The 17,980-nt window shown below is 68.3% G+C and carries 18 protein-coding genes; 5 read left to right on the top strand and 13 right to left on the bottom strand.

The genetic code is table 11. From position 1 onward, the window contains the following. Nucleotides 1–56: 56 nt before the first annotated feature. Together AC37TH_RS13635 and AC37TH_RS13630 are read right to left on the bottom strand one after the other, a co-directional pair. Nucleotides 57–2,060, bottom strand: coding sequence for a S9 family peptidase (locus tag AC37TH_RS13635; protein WP_490764877.1), 2,004 nt, complete (start codon nucleotides 2,058–2,060; stop codon nucleotides 57–59). Then, nucleotides 2,057–2,827 carry an SDR family oxidoreductase gene (locus AC37TH_RS13630; RefSeq protein ID WP_490764876.1) on the bottom strand — a complete coding sequence of 257 codons (771 nt, stop codon included), beginning with the start codon at nucleotides 2,825–2,827 and terminating at the stop codon, nucleotides 2,057–2,059. Before AC37TH_RS13630 ends, AC37TH_RS13635 begins: the two co-directional genes overlap by 4 nt. 108 nt (nucleotides 2,828–2,935) lie before the next feature. Here AC37TH_RS13630 and AC37TH_RS13625 point away from each other — a divergent pair, with 108 nt between their 5' ends. The 4 genes from AC37TH_RS13625 to AC37TH_RS13610 all read left to right on the top strand — a co-directional run bounded on the left by AC37TH_RS13625 (nucleotide 2,936) and on the right by AC37TH_RS13610 (nucleotide 5,788). Further along, entirely contained in the window at nucleotides 2,936–3,439 is a 504-nt protein-coding gene (locus AC37TH_RS13625) for an NfeD family protein (protein WP_490764875.1), read from the top strand. Nucleotides 3,440–3,459: 20 nt separating this feature from the next. Next, complete coding sequence (locus AC37TH_RS13620; protein WP_490765116.1) at nucleotides 3,460–4,572, top strand: SPFH domain-containing protein; 1,113 nt, start codon at nucleotides 3,460–3,462, stop codon at nucleotides 4,570–4,572. Continuing rightward, the gene (locus AC37TH_RS13615; protein ID WP_490764874.1) at nucleotides 4,569–5,318 is read left to right on the top strand and encodes a glycerophosphodiester phosphodiesterase family protein; all 750 of its coding nucleotides are present in this window, start codon (nucleotides 4,569–4,571) and stop codon (nucleotides 5,316–5,318) included. Before AC37TH_RS13620 ends, AC37TH_RS13615 begins: the two co-directional genes overlap by 4 nt. A gap of 98 nt (nucleotides 5,319–5,416) precedes the next feature. Next, nucleotides 5,417–5,788, top strand: coding sequence for an RNA polymerase-binding protein RbpA (locus AC37TH_RS13610; protein ID WP_490764873.1), 372 nt, complete (start codon nucleotides 5,417–5,419; stop codon nucleotides 5,786–5,788). A 21-nt stretch (nucleotides 5,789–5,809) separates the two neighbouring features. Here AC37TH_RS13610 and lnt read toward each other — a convergent pair whose 3' ends face one another. The 10 genes from lnt to AC37TH_RS13560 form a co-directional block, all read right to left on the bottom strand. Further along, nucleotides 5,810–7,336 (bottom strand): apolipoprotein N-acyltransferase, encoded by a 1,527-nt coding sequence (gene lnt, locus AC37TH_RS13605; protein ID WP_490764872.1) that lies wholly within the window; start codon nucleotides 7,334–7,336, stop codon nucleotides 5,810–5,812. Between the two features lie 46 nt (nucleotides 7,337–7,382). Further along, nucleotides 7,383–9,812: a DEAD/DEAH box helicase gene (locus AC37TH_RS13600; RefSeq protein ID WP_490764871.1), complete on the bottom strand. Its 2,430-nt coding sequence runs from the start codon at nucleotides 9,810–9,812 to the stop codon at nucleotides 7,383–7,385. A gap of 10 nt (nucleotides 9,813–9,822) precedes the next feature. Then, nucleotides 9,823–10,575: a twin-arginine translocase subunit TatC gene (gene tatC / locus AC37TH_RS13595; RefSeq protein ID WP_490764870.1), complete on the bottom strand. Its 753-nt coding sequence runs from the start codon at nucleotides 10,573–10,575 to the stop codon at nucleotides 9,823–9,825. Between the two features lie 42 nt (nucleotides 10,576–10,617). After that, nucleotides 10,618–10,851: a Sec-independent protein translocase subunit TatA gene (gene tatA / locus AC37TH_RS13590; protein ID WP_490764869.1), complete on the bottom strand. Its 234-nt coding sequence runs from the start codon at nucleotides 10,849–10,851 to the stop codon at nucleotides 10,618–10,620. 3 nt (nucleotides 10,852–10,854) lie between these two features. Further along, nucleotides 10,855–11,205, bottom strand: coding sequence for a hypothetical protein (locus AC37TH_RS13585; protein ID WP_490764868.1), 351 nt, complete (start codon nucleotides 11,203–11,205; stop codon nucleotides 10,855–10,857). Nucleotides 11,206–11,214: 9 nt separating this feature from the next. After that, nucleotides 11,215–12,189, bottom strand: coding sequence for a helix-turn-helix transcriptional regulator (locus tag AC37TH_RS13580; protein WP_490764867.1), 975 nt, complete (start codon nucleotides 12,187–12,189; stop codon nucleotides 11,215–11,217). Next, complete coding sequence (locus AC37TH_RS13575) at nucleotides 12,182–13,210, bottom strand: helix-turn-helix transcriptional regulator (protein WP_490764866.1); 1,029 nt, start codon at nucleotides 13,208–13,210, stop codon at nucleotides 12,182–12,184. The genes AC37TH_RS13580 and AC37TH_RS13575 overlap by 8 nt, the downstream gene beginning before the upstream one ends. 79 nt (nucleotides 13,211–13,289) lie before the next feature. After that, nucleotides 13,290–14,195, bottom strand: coding sequence for an FKBP-type peptidyl-prolyl cis-trans isomerase (locus tag AC37TH_RS13570; RefSeq protein ID WP_490764865.1), 906 nt, complete (start codon nucleotides 14,193–14,195; stop codon nucleotides 13,290–13,292). Between the two features lie 61 nt (nucleotides 14,196–14,256). Continuing rightward, nucleotides 14,257–15,279 (bottom strand): tRNA (adenine-N1)-methyltransferase, encoded by a 1,023-nt coding sequence (locus tag AC37TH_RS13565; protein WP_490764864.1) that lies wholly within the window; start codon nucleotides 15,277–15,279, stop codon nucleotides 14,257–14,259. Continuing rightward, on the bottom strand, nucleotides 15,276–15,974 hold the full coding sequence (locus AC37TH_RS13560) for an HAD family hydrolase (RefSeq protein WP_490764863.1): 699 nt from the start codon (nucleotides 15,972–15,974) through the stop codon (nucleotides 15,276–15,278). The genes AC37TH_RS13565 and AC37TH_RS13560 overlap by 4 nt, the downstream gene beginning before the upstream one ends. A gap of 87 nt (nucleotides 15,975–16,061) precedes the next feature. On the opposite strand from AC37TH_RS13560, the gene AC37TH_RS13555 reads away from it, so the two are divergent. Further along, on the top strand, nucleotides 16,062–17,006 hold the full coding sequence (locus tag AC37TH_RS13555; RefSeq protein WP_490764862.1) for a proteasome assembly chaperone family protein: 945 nt from the start codon (nucleotides 16,062–16,064) through the stop codon (nucleotides 17,004–17,006). A gap of 109 nt (nucleotides 17,007–17,115) precedes the next feature. Here AC37TH_RS13555 and AC37TH_RS13550 read toward each other — a convergent pair whose 3' ends face one another. Beyond that, nucleotides 17,116–17,979: an undecaprenyl-diphosphate phosphatase gene (locus tag AC37TH_RS13550; RefSeq protein ID WP_490764861.1), complete on the bottom strand. Its 864-nt coding sequence runs from the start codon at nucleotides 17,977–17,979 to the stop codon at nucleotides 17,116–17,118. Nucleotide 17,980 lies beyond the last annotated feature (1 nt).

Genomic DNA, 17,980 nt, shown 5'->3' with positions numbered 1-17,980 from the left:
CCACTCGTCGTTAAGCCGGTAGGCGTCGAGCCCGGAGGCGTCGAGCCCCGCGAGCGTCAGGCCGGGTTCTGCGCGCTCGGCAGGTGCCGCGCCCACCAGTCCAGGATGGCGTCGAAGCGCTGGGCGCGATGCCGGGGGCGGCCAGCGCGGCTGAGCTCGTGGTCCTCGCCGGGGAAGACGAGCAGTTCCGCCTCCACCCCGTTGCGCTTGAGGGCGGCGAAGTACCGCTCCCCCTGAGACAGCGGGCAGCGCAGGTCGTTCGCGGAGTGCAGCACCAGCGTCGGCGTGCGCACGTCGCCGACCACGGCCTGCGGGCTCTGCGACCGCATCAGTGCCTCGTCGGTTCCGACGTACTCATCGCCGAAGAAGCTGCCGATGTCGCTCGTGCCGACGAACCCTTCCGGATCGAGGAAGCCGCGCTCCACGATGGCCGCGGCGAACCGATGCTCGTGCGCGATGGTCCACGCGGTGAGGTATCCGCCGTAGGAACCGCCCATGATGCCGACCCTGTCGCCGTCAAGGTCCGTATCTGCCAGCGCCCCGTCGAGGAAGTCGAGCACGTCGGTCAGGTCGACGGTGCCCATCGCCTGACGGATCACCCTCCCGTGCTCCTGCCCGTAGCCTGCTGACCCGCGCGGGTTGCACATCACGACCGCATAGCCGGCCGCCGCATACACCTGGGCCTCGTCGAACACGCTGCCGGTGTACGCCGCGAACGGCCCGCCGTGGATGTTCAACAGCACCGGATGCGGTCCCTCGCCCTCCGGCACGACCACCCAGCCGTGCACGGGGTAGCCGTCACGCGCGGTGACCGTCAACTCTCGCACCGGGAGCACCCCAGCCGCACGGAGCTCCGCCGAGAAGTCGGTGAGGGTGCGCAGTCCGCCGCCGTCGACGATGGCGACATCGCCGGCGGTCCGCGCGTCGGCGACGGACGCCACGACGACATCCCCCGCCACGCCGACGCCGCCGACGACCGTCGTCGGATCGGTCAGTCGCTCGGCATCGCCCGCCGCGGTCACCTTCGTGAGCACGAGCGCCCCCCGGCTGCGGTCGGTGACGAGCACGGAGTCGTCCTCGAACGCGACGATGGCGCTCTCGGTGAGGTCGACCGTCTCCGGGTCGGTGATGCGCCGCGGCGCGTCCCCGACCTGGTCGATCGCATAGAGCGCCGAGTTGCGCCCGACGAAGTCTCGTCCGCTCTCCCCCACGTCCTGCGCGGTGAAGTAGAGCACGCCGTTGAGCCCGTAGGCCAGGTCGTTGATCGAATAGTTCCCGTGCTCGGAGGTGACCTCCCTCGGGTCGCCGGAGCCGTCGGCCGCGAGCAGGAACACATTCGAGCGCAGGTCGTCGTCGCGAGTGTCGTGGCGGGCGGACACGAACGCGATCGTGTCGCCGTCCGGCGAGAACGCCACGGACTGGTCGTCCCACTCCCCCGTCGTCAGCTGCTGCGCCTCCGGCACCGACGACGTGGAGGCTGTGGATGCCGTGGTCCCGTCCGGCTGCGGAGCCGCTTTCGCGACGGGCTCGCCCCAGACGTCCGGCACCGCGACGCTGAAGAGGTGCGCGTGCCTGTCGATCGTGTACCCGACCCCGTTCGCCTGATATTTCAGTGTCCGGATGTGGCGAGGGGGCTCGGCGTTGGCCTCCAGGCCCTCCACCGTGCCGTAGCGGCCCTGCTCCGGCACCCTGCTGACGAAGAGCAGCGTGCGCGCGTCCGGCGACCAGGCGAACTCGGAGACGCCGAGGGTGCGGTCGGTGACCTGCACCGGCTCGCCGCCCGCCGCATCCACCACGTGCAGCTGCGGCGCGCCCTTCTGCGGAGCGCGCAGGAAGGCGATCAGCCTGCCGTCCGGCGAGAACCGAGGCGCGGTGTCGCGGAAGCCGCGGGTGAGTCGCTTGGGGGCTGCATGCCCCGTCAGCGGAACGGTCCAGAGCTGCCCGACCGTGGCGTCCGCCTCCAGCGACGGATGCGTCACCGACACCACGGCGCGCGTGCCACCAGGATGCACGGTGGGCGTCGACACGCCGGTCAGCAGCGGGAGGTCTGCCGCCCTCATTCGGCGACCGGCACGAAGTCGGAGACGTCACCGACCAGGCGGGTGTGATCCGCCGGGATCGGGTCGACGACCGCCTGGGCGATCTCCGCGGCGAACTCGCTCACGTTGTAGAGCCTGCCAGCCGCCTCCTTGCGCGCATCGATGGCGCCGGGATTCAGCCGGTTGAGCAGCGTGGCCGTGATGGTGCCCTCGATCATGTCGCCGGAGACGACGACGAACTCGATGCCCTTCTCGGTCAGCGCCGGGATCAGCTCGCGCAGGGCGTCCTCGCCCGCGCGCTTGCTGTGCGCAACGGCCTCGTACTCCGGCATGGTCGCCGTGGTGTTGATGAAGTGCGCCTGGTGGCTGGTCACGAAGACCACGCGCGAACCGGGGGCCAGCAGCGGCAGGGCCGCGTTGAGCGTGTTGACCTGCGCGTCGCGGTTCAGCTGCATGGCGTAGTCCTCCGCCATGCCGGACTCCATGCCGCCCGAGGCGTTCAGCACCAGGATGTCGAGGCCGCCCCACTCGCCGCGGACGGTGTCGAACATCCCGGCGACGGAGGCCGGGTCTGTGAGATCGGCGCCGACCGTGAGCGCGGTGCCTCCCGCCTCCCGGATGGCGTCCGCGAGCTTGACGGCGCGGGCCTCCTTGTTGCGGAAATTGATGACGACACTGGCGCCGGCGGAGGCGAGGTACTGGGCGGTGTCTGCACCGATTCCGCGGGACGATCCGGTGATGAGCGCGCGCTTCCCTGCGAGGGAATCGGCGGCGAGAGGGTTGGACACGAAGACTCCTAGAAAGATGGGTTTCAGTCCCTGAGACTACCAAGTGGGTTCCGCGTCTCCTGTTCGCCAACTGATACGGTCGGAGTACGACTAGGGAAGGGAGTCGCCATGGACATCGCATCCTTTGCTTGGATCGTTTGGCTCGTCCTCATTCTCGTGTTCATCATCATCGAGATGCTCACGCTGGACTTCGTCTTCCTGATGATCGCGGTCGGCAGCGTCGGCGGTCTCGTCTCCGGTCTGGTCGGCGCTCCGTGGTGGCTTCAGCTCATCATCGCCGCTGCACTCTCGGTCATCCTGATCTTCTTCATCCGGCCTCCCCTGCTGCACGCGCTGAAGCGCGGAGGAGACCCGACCAAGAGCAATGTCGCCGCCCTCATCGGCATGTCAGCCACGGTCGTCCAGACCGTCTCCCGCACCACGGGCCAGGTCAAACTGGCCGTCGGGGAGACCTGGACGGCCCGCCTAGCGCCCGGAATCGTCTCAGGACCCCCTGAGCTCGTTCCTGGCGAGCACGTCGTCGTCGTCTCGATCGAGGGGGCGACGGCCGTCGTGGCCCCCGCCCCGATCTCTTCGGACGCCGACGGCTTCACAGAAAGGAGTGCGTCGTGAACGACACGAGCCAACTGGTCGTGGGGATCGTGGTGACGGTCATCATCGTCATCATCGTGGTCTTCGTCCTGGTCACCCTGTTCCGGGCGATCCGCATCATCCCGCAGGCTCGCGCCGGTGTGGTGGAGCGACTGGGCAAGTACCACAAGACCCTGAACCCCGGACTCAACGTGGTGGTGCCGTTCGTCGACAAGGTGCGGCCGCTCCTCGACATGCGCGAGCAGGTCGTCTCGTTCCCGCCGCAGCCGGTCATCACGGAGGACAACCTGGTCGTGTCGATCGACACGGTCGTGTACTTCCAGGTGACGGATGCGCGCGCCGCCACCTACGAGATCGCCAACTATCTCGGCGCTGTCGAGCAGCTCACCACCACGACGCTCCGTAACGTCGTCGGCGGGCTGAACCTCGAAGAGGCGCTCACCAGCCGCGACAACATCAACGGCCAGCTCCGCATCGTGCTCGACGAAGCCACCGGCAAGTGGGGCATCCGAGTATCGCGCGTCGAGCTGAAGGCGATCGACCCGCCCATCTCCATCCAGGACTCGATGGAGAAGCAGATGCGTGCAGAGCGTGACCGCCGAGCCGTCATCCTCACCGCCGAGGGCACCAAGCAGTCCGAGATCCTCAACGCGGAGGGCATGCGGCAGGCCGCGATCCTCAAGGCGGAGGGCGACGCGAAAGCCGCCGTGCTCCGGGCGGAGGGCGAGGCGAAGGCGATCACGACCGTCTTCGGCGCCATCCACCAGGGGAACCCGGACAACATGCTGCTGGCCTACCAATACCTGCAGACGCTGCCGAAGCTGGCGGAAGGCCCGGCGAACAAGCTGTGGATCATCCCGAGCGAGCTGACGCAGGCGCTGCAGGGCATCGGCAAGGCGTTCGGGGACAAGGGCATCCCGGGCGTGCCCGGCTCCCCCGTGATACCCGACCCCGCTGTCGCAGCAGCCGCCGAAGCCGCCCAGGCCGATGCGGCAGCAGCAGCCGAAGACGCCCACGCCGAGGTCGCCGCCGCACTGGAGGCGGCTGCTGCCGCCGCAGCGCAGGCCGCGCCAGGGGCTCCGGAGGTCGGTCTCCCCGACGCCGGCGCTCCGACCACTGAGCAGGCGCCCGGAGAGCAGACGCCGCCGGCGTGACGTACCTGAGCGGTCCGCTCCCCCGGATCATCGCACACCGGGGCCTCGCCATCGAGGCCCCCGAGAACACCCTCCTCGCGTTCCTGCGCGCGCTGAACGCCGGGGCGACGCATCTGGAGACCGACGTGCACGCCACGGCAGACGGCGTGGCCGTGATCAGCCACGATCCCGACCTCAGCCGCGTGGCCGGCCGCCCCATCCGGGTCCAGCAGCTCACGATGGCCGAGCTCCGGCGCATCCAGCTGGGTGACGGTCAGTCGTTCTCCTCGCTCGCCGACGCGCTCGACGCCTTCCCGCAGGCGCGTTTCAACATCGACATCAAAGACGAGGCGTCGGCCGCCCCCGCCGCCGCCGCGATTCTCAAGGCCCGCGCCACCGACCGCGTGCTCATCACCAGCTTCGACGAGAAGCGCAGGCGGGCCGCAGTGGATGCGCTGCCCGGCGTCGCCAGCTCGGCGTCCGTCACGCGGTTCCTCCCCGCCATTGCCGCCGCAAAGGCCGGTTCCGTCTCCGGCGTCCGGCGCGCGCTGCGCGGTCTCGTCGCCGTGCAGATCCCTGAGCGTCAGGGAGTGCTGCGCCTCGTCACCCGCCGGACCGTGCGCATCCTGCACGCGGCGGGCGTCGAGGTGCACGTGTGGACCGTCAACGAGCAGGCCGACATGACGCGCCTGCTCGATCTCGGAGTCGACGGACTCGTCACGGACCGCTGCGACACACTGAAAGCGCTGGTCGACGCACGAAACTGACCTGAGAGGCGCCTGAGAGTAGCTGCCCGACGGAAAGAGAATGCCCAGCTTGACGGTTTATAACTGTGCAGTACGCGTGCACAGAGGAGAACCACACAATGGCAGATCGCAGTTTGCGCGGAATGAGGCTTGGCGCCCAGAGCTTACAGAGCGAAGAAGGCGTCGTGTACTCCCCGCGTTCCCGTTACATTTACCTTTGCCCCGAATGCGGCAAGGAGACCGACATGGTCTTCTCCGCCGAGGCGGACGCACCCCAGACCTGGGAGTGCAAGCACTGCGGCCATGAGGCCACACTGCTGGTCGGCGACACCCCCGTCGAGGTCGACCGGTCAGACGTGAAGACCCCGCGCAGCCACTGGGACATGCTGCTCGAACGTCGCACCCGCGACGAGCTCGAGGAACTCCTCGAGGAGCGGCTCACCTACCTGCGTTCCCGCAGAGGCACAGGCGAGCACAAGATCGGCGCCTGACCCGCCATACCCCGGCCGTTCTCACCTCCGGTGAGGACGGCCTTTTCGCGCGCCGGAGGCGATCAGGAGGCCGAAGAGGCCGAGGCCGGCGACGAGGAACTCGATGCCGCGGCTGAGCAGCGTCGCCGGGGTGGTCGTGGTGCCAATGGGCACGTCCGCCACCATGTGGCCTGGCTTGAACGGCGGGATCTCCGCGATCGTGCGCCCGCTCGGCCCGATGATCTGGCTACTGCCCACTGTGGAGATGTTCACGAGCGACCGGCCGGACTCGATGGCGCGCAGCCGCGCGATGGCGAGCTGCTGCTCGTTCTCGTCCGTCTGCCCGAAGTCGGCGTTGTTGGTCTGGGCGAGGATCACCTGCGCTCCGCCCTGCATCATGTCAGTGAGCAACTGGTCGTCGACGATGTCGAAGCAGATCGAGATCCCGGCGCGCACGCCGTTCACGTCGAACACGTTGTCCCGCGTGCCCGGCGTGTAGTCGCGGCCGATCAGGTCGATCAGGTCGGGCGCGAACGGCCGCCAGAACGCCCGATCCGGCACGTACTCGCCGAACGGCACCGGATGCTTCTTGTCGTAGTAGTCGACGGCGCCCTGACCGGCCTTCCAGAGCAGCGAGGTGTTGAAGTACTTGTCGTCCCTGGCGGTGATCGTGCCGACGATGAACGGCGCGCCCATCTTCCTGCTCAGCGCATCCAGGATCGCCGCGGTCTGCGGGTCGCGGGTCGGGTCCGGCTGGGCCGCTCCCTCGGGCCAGACGACCATGTCCGCCTTCTCGTCCTCGATCTTCTCGGTCTCGGCGATCTGGGAGTTGAGCACCGCATCCGGGGGCGCGTTGTCGAAGTAGCCGGCGGGACCGTTGCCCTGCACGGCCGCGATCCTGGTCGTGCCGCTGGTGGTCGCAGGCCACGCAGGTATCACGAGCACCACCGCGACGGCACCGACGGCGATGGATGCGCGCCATGCGCCCCGGAGGTCCACCTCGAAGCAGACCTCCAGCAGCAGAGCGACCAGCCACACCATCACGAAGCTGAGCCCGGAGATGCCCAGCCACGCCACCAGCGGAGCGAACGGGCTCTCCGCCTGCGACTCCGCCACCCTGCCCCAGGAGAAACCGCCATAAGGCCAGTTTCCCGACACGTACTCGCGCAGCGTCCAGAGGCCGCCGACGATCACCGGCAGCAGACCGAGCCGCCCGAGCCTGGTCGGCCACGCTCGCGGCACCCAGCGGTACGCGAGGGCGATCAGCATCCCGCCCAGGCCATAGAAGATGGCCTCCAGCGTCGAGAGCGCCACCCACGGAAGCGGGCCGAGGTAGAGCGCCGTCCAGGCGACGTGGAACAGGAAGAACGACTCCCCCGCCACCCAGGCCACCAGGAACGCGCTGCCAGCACGCCGGCCGCGCACCGCGAGCAGCACCATCGCGATGCCCACGAAGGTGAGCGGCCACCAGCTGCGATCGGGGAAGCCTGCGTCAAGCACGGGACCAGCACCCGCCGCCAGGAGGAGTGCGAACCACAGGGGCAGCACGGCGCGGGGCGTTGGGGTCACGAGGAGAGAGCTTAGAGGACGCCGTTCGGCGTTCGCCGCAGAAATGCTAGGCGACGGATGAGTAAGCAACGATGCCGCGCCTGATGGATTCGAGAGCCTGCCGTGCGGTGCGCCCGACGGGGCCCTGCGCGACGAGCGAGAGCTGGTCGAGGAGGTCGATGGTCTGCTTGGTCCAGCGCACGAAGTCGCCGGCGGCCATGTCGGCCTCGGAGAGCACGGTGTTCAGGCTGGTGCCCTTCGCCCAGGCGTGCATCGCCATCGCGAGGCTCGTGGACGGCGGCTCGCTGCCCGACAGCCTGTTCTCGCGTTCCAGGTCGTCCAGGCGGCTCCAGATGTCGATGGTCTTGTCGAGGGCGGCCCGGAACGCGCCCCGCGGCAGGGTGCGCTCGTGCGCCAGCCCCTCGTCGCGGCGTGGCTCGAAGACCAGGGCGCACGCCATCGCGGCGAGACTCGGCGCATCCAGCTGGTTCCAGATGTTCCTACGCAAGCACTCGGCGACGAGCAGGTCGCGTTCGCCGTAGATCCGCTTGAGGGTGCGGCCGTGCACGGTGAGCGCCGTCACGTCGTCTTCCCGGCTCAGATAGCCGAGTTCGAGCAGCACGTCGGAGACGCGATCGAAGACCTTCGCGACCGCTCCTGTCCTCGACCGGATCTGAGCGCTGAGCGCGTCGGTCTCGCGCTTCAGCTTCCACCAGCGCTCCGCCCAGCGGGCGTGCTTCTCCCGATCCGGGCAGCGGTGGCAGGGGTGCTCCTTCATCCGCTTGCGGAGAGCGACGAGCCTGCGCTGCCGCTTGTCGCGGTCGGCGCGGGAGGCGTGCTCCATCGTCGAGCCCTTGCGCTCCAGGTCGCTCAATTCGCGCCGGATGCCCGAGTATTCGCGGAAGTCGCCCAGGTGGCAGGTCATCGCCTTCTCGTACCCGGCGAGCGATTCCTCCTGCTGACGCACCTTGCGCGCCAGGTCGACCACCGCGCGGTCGGCCTGGAACTGCGCGAACGACGATTCCAGGATCTCGCGGGTGCGCTCCCTGCCGAACTGGTCGATCAGGTTCACGGCCATGTTGTATGTGGGCCGGAAGCTCGAGTTCAGCGGGTAGCTGCGCCGCGACGCGAGCGAGGCGACTGCCTGCGGGTCGAGGCCGTCCTGCCACTGGATGACCGAGTGGCCCTCGACGTCGATGCCGCGCCGTCCTGCCCGGCCGGTGAGCTGCGTGTACTCCCCCGGCGTGATCGGGACGCGCGCCTCTCCGTTGAACTTCTCCAGCTTCTCCAGCACGACCGTTCTGGCGGGCATGTTGATGCCGAGCGCGAGCGTTTCCGTCGCGAACACGACCTTGACCAGCTTCCGCCGGAACAGCTCCTCCACGACCTCTTTGAACGCCGGGAGCATCCCTGCGTGGTGGGCGGCGACGCCGCGCTCCAGACCTTCGAGCCACTCCCAGTATCCGAGCACGGCGAGGTCTTCGTCGAGCAGGGTCCGGCAGCGTTCCTCGACGATCGCGCGGATCTCGTCGCGCTCGTGCGCCTCGGTCAGCTTGACGCCGGTGCGGAGCGTCTGGCGCACCGCCTGGTCGCAGCCGTTGCGGCTGAAGATGAAGAAGATGGCCGGAAGCAGGTTGTGCTCCCCCAGCAGCCTGACCAGGTCGGCTCTGTCCATCCGGAACGTGTCAGGACGGCCGCCGCGCGAGTGGTAGCGGCCGACGTCGCGCGTCTGCCTGCTGCTCAGCACCCTGCCGCCGTAGCGTGCCATCTGCACCAGCTCCGGATTCACCCGGTTGGTCGCGGCGAGCCCGGAGGAGTCGAACAGGTCGATCAGCTTCGACCGCATCAGGATGTGCTGCTCCAGCGGCACAGGACGCTCCTCCGACACGATCACGTCCGTGTCGCCGCGCACCGCCTGCAGCCAGTCGCCGAACTCCTCGGCGTTCGAGACCGTCGCGCTCAGCGAGACCATCCGCACCGCTGGAGGCAGGTGGATGATGACCTCCTCCCAGACCGCGCCCCGGAACCGGTCGGCGAGATAGTGCACCTCGTCCATCACCACGTATGCGAGGTCGGCGAGCAGGTCGGAGTCGGCGTAGAGCATGTTGCGCAGCACCTCGGTCGTCATCACGACGATGCGGGCACGCGAGTTGATGTTCGTGTCGCCGGTCAGGAGCCCGACGGACTCCGGGCCGTACTCCTCCACCAATTCCTGGAACTTCTGGTTGCTGAGCGCCTTCATCGGCGCCGTGTAGAAGACCTTCGCGTTCGGCTCGCGCATCGCGAGGAACACCGCGAACTCGGCGACGATCGTCTTGCCCGCCCCGGTGGGGGCTGCGACGAGCACACTCCTGCCCGCTTCGAGGCTCGAGCACGCCTCACGCTGGAACGGGTCGAGGTCGAACTTGAGCCCGTCGCGGAATGCCTCGACGAGAGGCTGGCGGGTGCGCTCGCGGGACGCGGAATAGCGTTCGGCCGGCGACAGCTGATCGGTCACACGCCCAAGCCTATGCCGCCAGTTCGGTCTCCAGGCGCATGGCGACCTTCGCGGCCCGTCGATCGTGCAGCCAGGCCACCCCATACGCCACCAGATACAGCACGATCATGGGCACGGCGAGGAGGAACATCGAGAGCACATCGGCCGCCGGGGTGGCGATCGCGGTGAAGAGCGCGATCAGGATGATCGCCCAGCGCCACGACTTGATGATCGACGAGGCGCTCAGGACGCCGACGAAGTTCAGCAGCACCAGGAAGACGGGCAGCACGAACGCCACCCCGACCGCCAGCGACAGCTTCAGGATGAAGTCGAAGTACGTCTTGGCCGAGATGATCGCCGAGTCGTCGGACGGCGCGAAGCTCGTCAGCAGCGAGACGATGTGCGGCACGAGCAGCCAGCCGACGTACGCGCCGATCAGGAACAGCGGCACCGCAGTGAAGAAGAACCCCAGCCCGTACTTCAGCTCCTTGCGGCTGAGCGCCGGCACGAAGAACGACCAGATCTGGTAGAGCCACACGGGGCTCGAGATGATGACGCCGATGGTGATCGCGATCTGCATCTTGAGGTCGAAAGCGCCGGTGATGCTGTCGTAGTTCAGCGTCGCGACGCGGCCCTGCTGGGTCGCGATCTCAGTGATCGGGACGCGCATGGCATCGAGGAGATACCCGGACAGGAACCAGCCGGCGACAGCGCCCACGAGCAGCGCGATGGCAGAGCGATAGAGGCGTTTGCGAAGCTCGACGAAGTGCTCGGAGAGCGTCATCCGTCCTTCGCGGTTCTTGCCTCGCTTCGTGGAGGCCACCGACTACGGTTTCGTGTGCGTCTCAGGCGACGCGGTGGTGCTGCCGTCAGCCGGCTTCTCGGAGGAAGAGGCGTCGGGCTTGTCGCCGTCCTTCTTCATCTCGTTGACTTCACCCTTGAAGATGCGCATGGACTGGCCGATGCTCTTAGCGAGCGCGGGGAGCTTCGGCGCACCGAAGAGCAGCAGGATCACTGCGAGGATGATGAGCAAGTGCCATCCGGTAAGGCCGCCGAGCATGAGTCAATCCCTTTGTATGAAGTGCGAGTACCGACGCGGGTCGGCGTTGACGAGCAGTTTACCGCGTCTGACCCGTGCATCCCTGCGAAGTTGCCTCGCAACGACACGATCGGCCTTCGCCTGCTCGCGCTCGTCGTGCAGGACTGCCGCGTCCGCGAACACCGCCGAGCGGAAGACGGCGTCGTCGAGCTCGTCCACGCGGCTGCTCAGTACCTCGGTCTTCTCGATCAGGGCAGAGGCCTCCGTGCCCGCCGCCATGAGCTTGCGGAACAGGTGGACGGCGAAGAACGCGAGCATCCCGAGCAGGCCGAGCACCAGGACGACCCAGATCACCACCCACGACCACCACGGCATGATAGAAGCCTACCGGTAGCGTTCCGCGCCCGCCCTGGCCCAACCGGCGACGACTGCACGCGCCTCCGGAGGATCGAGAACGGTGAGCACACCGGACAGCCCGGCGACGAGGCGTTTCAGTCCATGGAAGTGGGCGACGCGCACGCTGGTGCGCACGATGCCGTCGCGTTCCTGCCGTGTTGCGCCTTCCGGGATGTAGTCCTCGATCAGCGGGACGGCGGACGCCGACACCTCGATGGTCACCAGCAGGTCGTCCGGGGTTCCCTCGAACAGGGTCTCTGGCAGGGTCACATCGCCCGGCCGGTAGGTGATCGGCTCGTCCGTCGACCGCAGATCGTCGATCCGGTCGAGCCGGAACGTGCGGATCGCCGTGCGGAGGTGGTCCCACCCGCGCAGATACCAGTCCTGGTCGATCGACTCGATGCGGAGCGGGTCGACTCTGCGGCGCTCCCGCTCTCCGCGCGAGTTGAGGTAGTCGAAGTCGAGCTGAGTGCCGCCGGCGACCGCATCCCGGATCGTCGCGAGCGTCGCGTCGGTCTCCGACCCTGCCACCGCCACCTGGCTCGGCACAGCGGACGCGCCGCGGGCGAGCTTAGCCATCAGCGAGCCGATCACGTCGCGGTCGGCGTTCTCCGGGAGCGCGGACAGATATTGCAGACCGACGATGAGCGCTGCGGCCTCCCTGGCGGAGAACCGCGGGGAGTCGTCGATGGCCACCTGGTGGGTGAGAACGATCTGGTCGTTGTCCTCGAAGTCGTCCCAGGCGATGTCGAACAGGTCGCCCGGCTGGTATTGGTTGGTCTCTCCGGGGATACCGGACACGGCGATCAGGCGCACGGCGTCGCGCAGCTGCGACGGCTCGACGCCGAAATGCTCCGCCGCCTCCGCGACGCTCACCCGGTCTCTGTCCATCAGATACGGGACGAGCGCCAGCAGGAAGGCGAGCTTGTCCTGGGCCTGCATCGGCTTGCGGCGCTCAGCCACGGTCGCTCCCCTCGTGGGCGGCCGACACGGCCAGGAGACGGTCGCGGACGGCGTCGCGCAACACCTCCGGCGCGATGACCAGGATCTCCGGGCCGAAGCTCGCCAGCTGGTCGGCCAGGATGTTCAGGTCGGAGTAGTTGACGGTGAGCAGGATCGCCTCACCGTCTCCGGCGACGGGAACGGCGTCGCCGAAGCGTTTGCCGAGGCGCGTCGCCGCGTCCGTGCCTGCCGTCACCTCGATGGTGGCGACGTTGCCCTCCCAGATCCGTTCTAGGTCGGCGAGGGCGTTCGCCGCGAAATCGGAACCGTCCGGCTCGAACGTGCGTGCGGTGATCTTGACGGGACCGACCATGCGGGAGAGCAGGAAGGTGCGCGAGCCCCGCGCATCCTGATCGATGCCCTGCAGGTGCCACCTGCCTTGGTGCTGGACGATCGCGAGCGGCGCGACGGTCCTGACCCGAGACGCGCTCTCCCCCGGTTTCAGATAGGGGAACTGCACGATCGCGTTCCGTTCGAGCGCCTGATTGAGCGGCTCGAACGCGCTTTCGCGGGCACGCAGCCTCGGCGCGTATCCGACGATCGGGTCGTTCGCCTCCACTCCGAGCGAACGCAGCTTCATCAGTGCCCTGCGGGACTCGCCGGACAGCGAGCCCTCCTTCCACACAGTGGCGGCCAGCCCGAGCAGCGTGATCTCCTCCGGGGAGAACACCACATCGGCCGGCAGGTCGTATGCCCCTTTGGGAATGCGGTAGCGCAGCAGCTGATTGTTGCCGGTGTCCCCGGGCGACTCGACCGTCTCCAGCGGGACGCCGAGCTCGCGGATGTCGTCTTTGTCCCGCTCGAACTGACGCTCCAGGCTGCTGTTGTCACCGTGGGTGACGTAGCGCTGACGGTAGCCCTGGACGGTGGAGAGGATCTCGTTCTTGGTCAGACCGGTCTCGGTCGCGAGCAGTGCGAGCACGAGGCTGAACAGCCGCTCTTCGACCGGCACGCGGGAGGGCGAAGACGAGGACGGAGGCACCCGTCCATCCTAATCGGCCAGCGTGCTCCGGAAAGGACCAGCGTGCTCCGGAAAGGACCGGAGCACCCTCCGAAAAGACCTAGAGCACTCCGAGGATGTCGACGGCCCACGCGGCAGCGGGCACACTGCTGTCGGCCGGCGTCTCGATCACGAGCTGCGAACCGACCTTCGCGCCGATGAGCTCCTTGAGCATCGACTGCGGAAGCGCCTGGTTGGCGTTGCTCTGACCGGTGGACATCGACACGAGGTCCGGGCTTCCGCCGTTCCAGGTGCTGTAGACGAGGTTCTTGTTCTCCCAGCCGACCGACGTGTAGTGCAGGACGACCGAGCTGTCCTTCTTCACGGTCGCTCCGTCGCCGGCCTTCAGCGTCTCGCTGCGGACCTTCGTCGGTGCCGAGCCGGACGGGATGGTGATGCCGGACTGACCGGTCGGCGCGAGCACGACGGTCGGGAAGCCGGACACCGACGGCCGAACGGCGCCGTTCGCGCGCGGCAGGAAGGAGCCGACCACGTCGATCACGGCCACGCCGGAGCTGGTCGTGCCGGACTGGCCGCTGTCCTTCGGCGCGATGGCGATCGCGACGCGGGAACCGACGGTGGCGCACTGCAGGCCCTTGTCGATGCCGGGAACGCCGCTCTTGCCGACCGGGATGAGGGTCGGCTGGCTCTTAGTGAACGAGCTCGCGCCGATGGTCGAACCGGTCTCGCCGTCGAGCAGCGTGTACTGGATCTCGACCATCTGGCCCTTCTGGACCTTGTCGCCCTTGCCCGTGACGAGCGTCGACGCCTGCGACGTCTTCGTGTCGACGGGAGTCGGGAAGCTCACCTTCGGCTTCGCGCCGATGGCGCCCGTCGCCGTGATGAGGTCGGACGCCGTTCCCGGCTTGAGCGCGGTGTCGCAGTTCGCGTTCGGGTCTGATGTACATCCCGTCAGCGTGACGGCCAGCAGCCCTGCTGCTACGACGAGTGCGGTAGCTCTGCGCACGAGTCCTCTTTCGGTGCGATCGGTGGGATTCCGGCGACTCGGTGGTCTCCGGCTCCCCATGCTAGTTGATGGTGGAGTCGTCCTCGTGCGCAGCCTCGGCCGCGCGCGCCTTCGACAGCTCGGCGCTGGCGGCGGCCGCCCTCACCCGCTTGCGCAGGCTCTTCGGGCTGGACTGCCGCTCGCCGAGGGCGCCGGGGGTCCAGGCCTCGACGTCGTCGTCGCTGTAGTCGCTCTTCGACGGACGGCGTTTCAGTTCGGGGAGGACCGAGCCGGGCGCGAGGCGCCTGGCGGTGATGAGGAAGCCGGTGTGGCCGATCATCCGGTGGTCGGGGCGCACGGCGAGTCCTTCGACGTGCCAGCCGCGCACCATGGTCTCGCTGGACTGCGGGTGCGTGTAGTCGCCGGACGCGCGGATCGCCTCGGCGACGCGCGACAGCTGCGTGACGGTCGCGATGTAGCAGAGCAGCACCCCGCCTGGCTTGAGCGCGGCGGTGACCTCGTCGAGGCACTCCCACGGCGCGAGCATGTCGAGCACCACGCGGTCGACGCTCTGCTCCTCGACGGCCTCCGGCAGCGCATCCTGCAGGTCGCCGACCGTGACCGTCCAGTTCTCCGGGTCGTGGCCGAGGAAGGTCGCGGCGTTGGCGCGGGCCACGTCGGCGAACTCGTCCCTGCGCTCGAACGACCGCAGAGTGCCGGCCGGGCCGATGGCGCGCAGCAGCCAGAGCGACAGCGCTCCCGAGCCGACGCCGGCTTCGACGACGTTCGCGCCGGGGAAGATGTCGGCGAGCGACAGGATCTGCGCTGCGTCTTTCGGGTAGATGATCGCGGCGCCGCGCGGCATCGACATGACGAAATCGCTGAGCAACGGACGCAGCGCGAGGTGCTCGACGCCGACGTTGTTCGACACGACGGAGCCGTCCGGGAGCCCGATGATGGCGTCGTGCTCCAGGATGCCGCGGTGGGTGTGGAACACCTTGCCAGGCTCCAGGGTGATCGTGTTCAGCTTGCCCTTCGGGCCGGTCAGCTGCACGCGGTCGCCCGCGCGGAACGGCCCGCTGTTCTGGGGGTCTGCCGTGTTCACAGGAGTGCTCCCTTCGCGGCGGCTGCTGCTGTTGCGACCGCGGCGATGTCGTCTGCCGTCTTGCCGTCGAGCGACTCCCACAGCGTGTGCTCAGCGCTCTCCGGCAGTGCGACGATGTGCGGCACGCCGATCGTGGCGGCCCCGGAGGCGACGGCGGAGGTGAGCCCGACGAGCGAGTCCTCGATGGCGACCGCGGCGGTCACGTCGACGCCAAGCAGTTCAGCGGCACGCAGGTACGGCTCCGGATGCGGCTTGGCCTCGGTGACCTCGTCGCCGCTGACGATCACGTCGAACGCGTCGAACGGGATCTTCGCGACGATCTGCTCGGCCATCCTGCGCACCGACATGGTGACGAGGGCGGTCGGGATGCCGCGCTCGCGCAGGTCGGCGAGCAGTTCGCGCGCGCCGGGACGCCACGGCACGCCGTCGGTGTCGAGCTTCTGCTGCACGCGGTCGGTCAGCCACTGCACGATCTCGTCGGCGGACAGGTCGACCCCGGCCGCGCGGAGGATCTCGGCGGAGTTCCAGAGGCCCAGCCCGACCATCTGCAGGCCGTCCTCGTGCGTCCACACACCGCCGAACGAGGAGACGAGCTCCACTTCGGAGGCCATCCAGTACGGTTCGGTGTCGACGAGGGTGCCGTCCATGTCCCAGAAAACGGCGGCCGGCGGGCTCGGAGGAGTCAGTGAGGTCACGGACCACAAGCCTACCGGTGACCGGCGGGCCTATCCTGGATGGATGGCGTCCGACCGGCCGTCTGGAGAGGACAGGGTAGATCCACTGTGACTGACGGAAACGACTTCCTCGGCGGCCGCATCCTGGTCGTGGCCTTCGAAGGCTGGAACGACGCAGGCGAGGCAGCGAGCGGCGCCGTCAAGACGCTGAAGGACGTGCTCGACGTCGTGCCGATCTCCGAGGTCGACCCTGAGCTCTATTTCGACTTCCAGTTCAACCGGCCCGTCGTGGCCGACGACGACGGGCGCCGCCACCTCATCTGGCCGTCCGCCGTGATGTACGGCCCTGCGCATCCAGGAGCCGAAGCACAGGATCTGGCGGAAGACCTCGCCGGAGACGCCAGCGTGCGGGTCAGCGGGGACAACGTCGGCAACATCTACCTGCTGCTCGGAACGGAGCCGTCCCGCAGCTGGAAGAGCTTCACCTCCGAGATCCTGGATGCGGCCCTCTCCGCCGACATCGGCGTGATCGTCTTCCTCGGCGCGATGCTCGCCGACGTCCCGCACACCAGGCCGATCTCGATCTTCGCGTCGAGCGAGAACGCCGCTGTGCGCGCCGACCTCTCGATCGAGCGCTCGACCTATGAGGGCCCAGTCGGCATCCTGAGTGCCATCGCCGAGGGTGCGGAGGGTGTCGGCATCCCGACCGTGACGATCTGGGCGTCCGTGCCGCACTACGTCCACAACGCGCCGAGCCCGAAGGCGATGCTGGCGCTGATCGACAAGCTCGAAGAGCTCGTCGACGTGACCATCCCGCGCGGAACGCTGGTCGACGAGGCGTCGGCCTGGGAGGCCGGGATCGACGCGCTCGCGGCCGACGACGAAGAGATGGCCTCTTACATCGAGCAGCTGGAGCAGGCGCGTGACACGGTCGACTCGCCCGAGGCGAGTGGCGAGGCCATCGCCCAGGAGTTCGAGCGCTACCTTCGCCGCCGCGGCGACGGTCGCGACGGCCAGGCCGGAGGCCGCCCCGACGAACCCTGGCGCTCCTGACGCGTTCCCCGTCCCCTAGTCCCCCCAAATAGTCGAGTCGGGACTTATGCACGCGACACGCCGAGTGCAGGCGTGCATAAGTCCCGACTCGATTGCTTCGGAGGGCGGATTACGCGGCGAGGACTCCGGTGGAGAGGAGGACGATGAGGAGGCCGCCGAGGGCGATGCGGTAGATCACGAACGGCAGGAAACTGCGGCGCGAGATGTAGCCCATGAAGAACGCGATCACCACGAGGCCGACGACGAACGCGACGACGGTCGCCGCTGCGGTCTCCAACGGACCGAACACCTCGACAGTGCAGGTGTTCGCTGCGGCGAGGGCCTGGGTGCACGGCTCCTTGATCGACTTGTACAGCTGGTAGAAGCCGCTGCCGAAGACGGCGGGGAGCGCGAGCAGGAACGAGTACCGCGCTGCGGCCCTGCGCTGGTAGCCCATGAACAGCCCGGCCGTGATGGTGCCGCCGGAGCGGGAGACGCCGGGGATGAGCGCGAGCGCCTGCGCCAGCCCGAAGATGATGCCGTTGCCCCAGGTGAGCTCCCGCAGCCGCTTGGTCTTGCTGCCCACGTAGTCGGCGACCCCGAGCAGGATGCCGAACACGATCAGCGTCGCCGCGACGATCCAGAGCGAACGGAAGGTGGTCTCGATGGAGTTCTGGAAGAGCAGGCCGAGCACGACGATCGGCAGGCTGCCGATGATGACCAGCCAGCCCATCCGCGCATCCGGATCGTTGCGGGGAACCTTGCCGAACAGCGAACGGAACCACTGCCCGACGATCCGGACGATGTCCTTCCAGAAGTACAGCAGCACGGCGGCCTCTGTGCCCAGCTGGATGATCGCGGTGAAGCGCGCGCCGGGGTCGCCTCCCATGCCGAGCAGCTCCCCGACGATGCGGATGTGCGCGCTCGACGAGATCGGGAGGAACTCGGTGAGCCCCTGGACGAGACCCAGAATGAGGGCGTTGATGAATTCCATG

The sequence above is a fragment of the Leifsonia sp. McL0627 genome (assembly GCF_058244615.1).
This window is presented reverse-complemented; position numbering and strand designations above follow the sequence as displayed.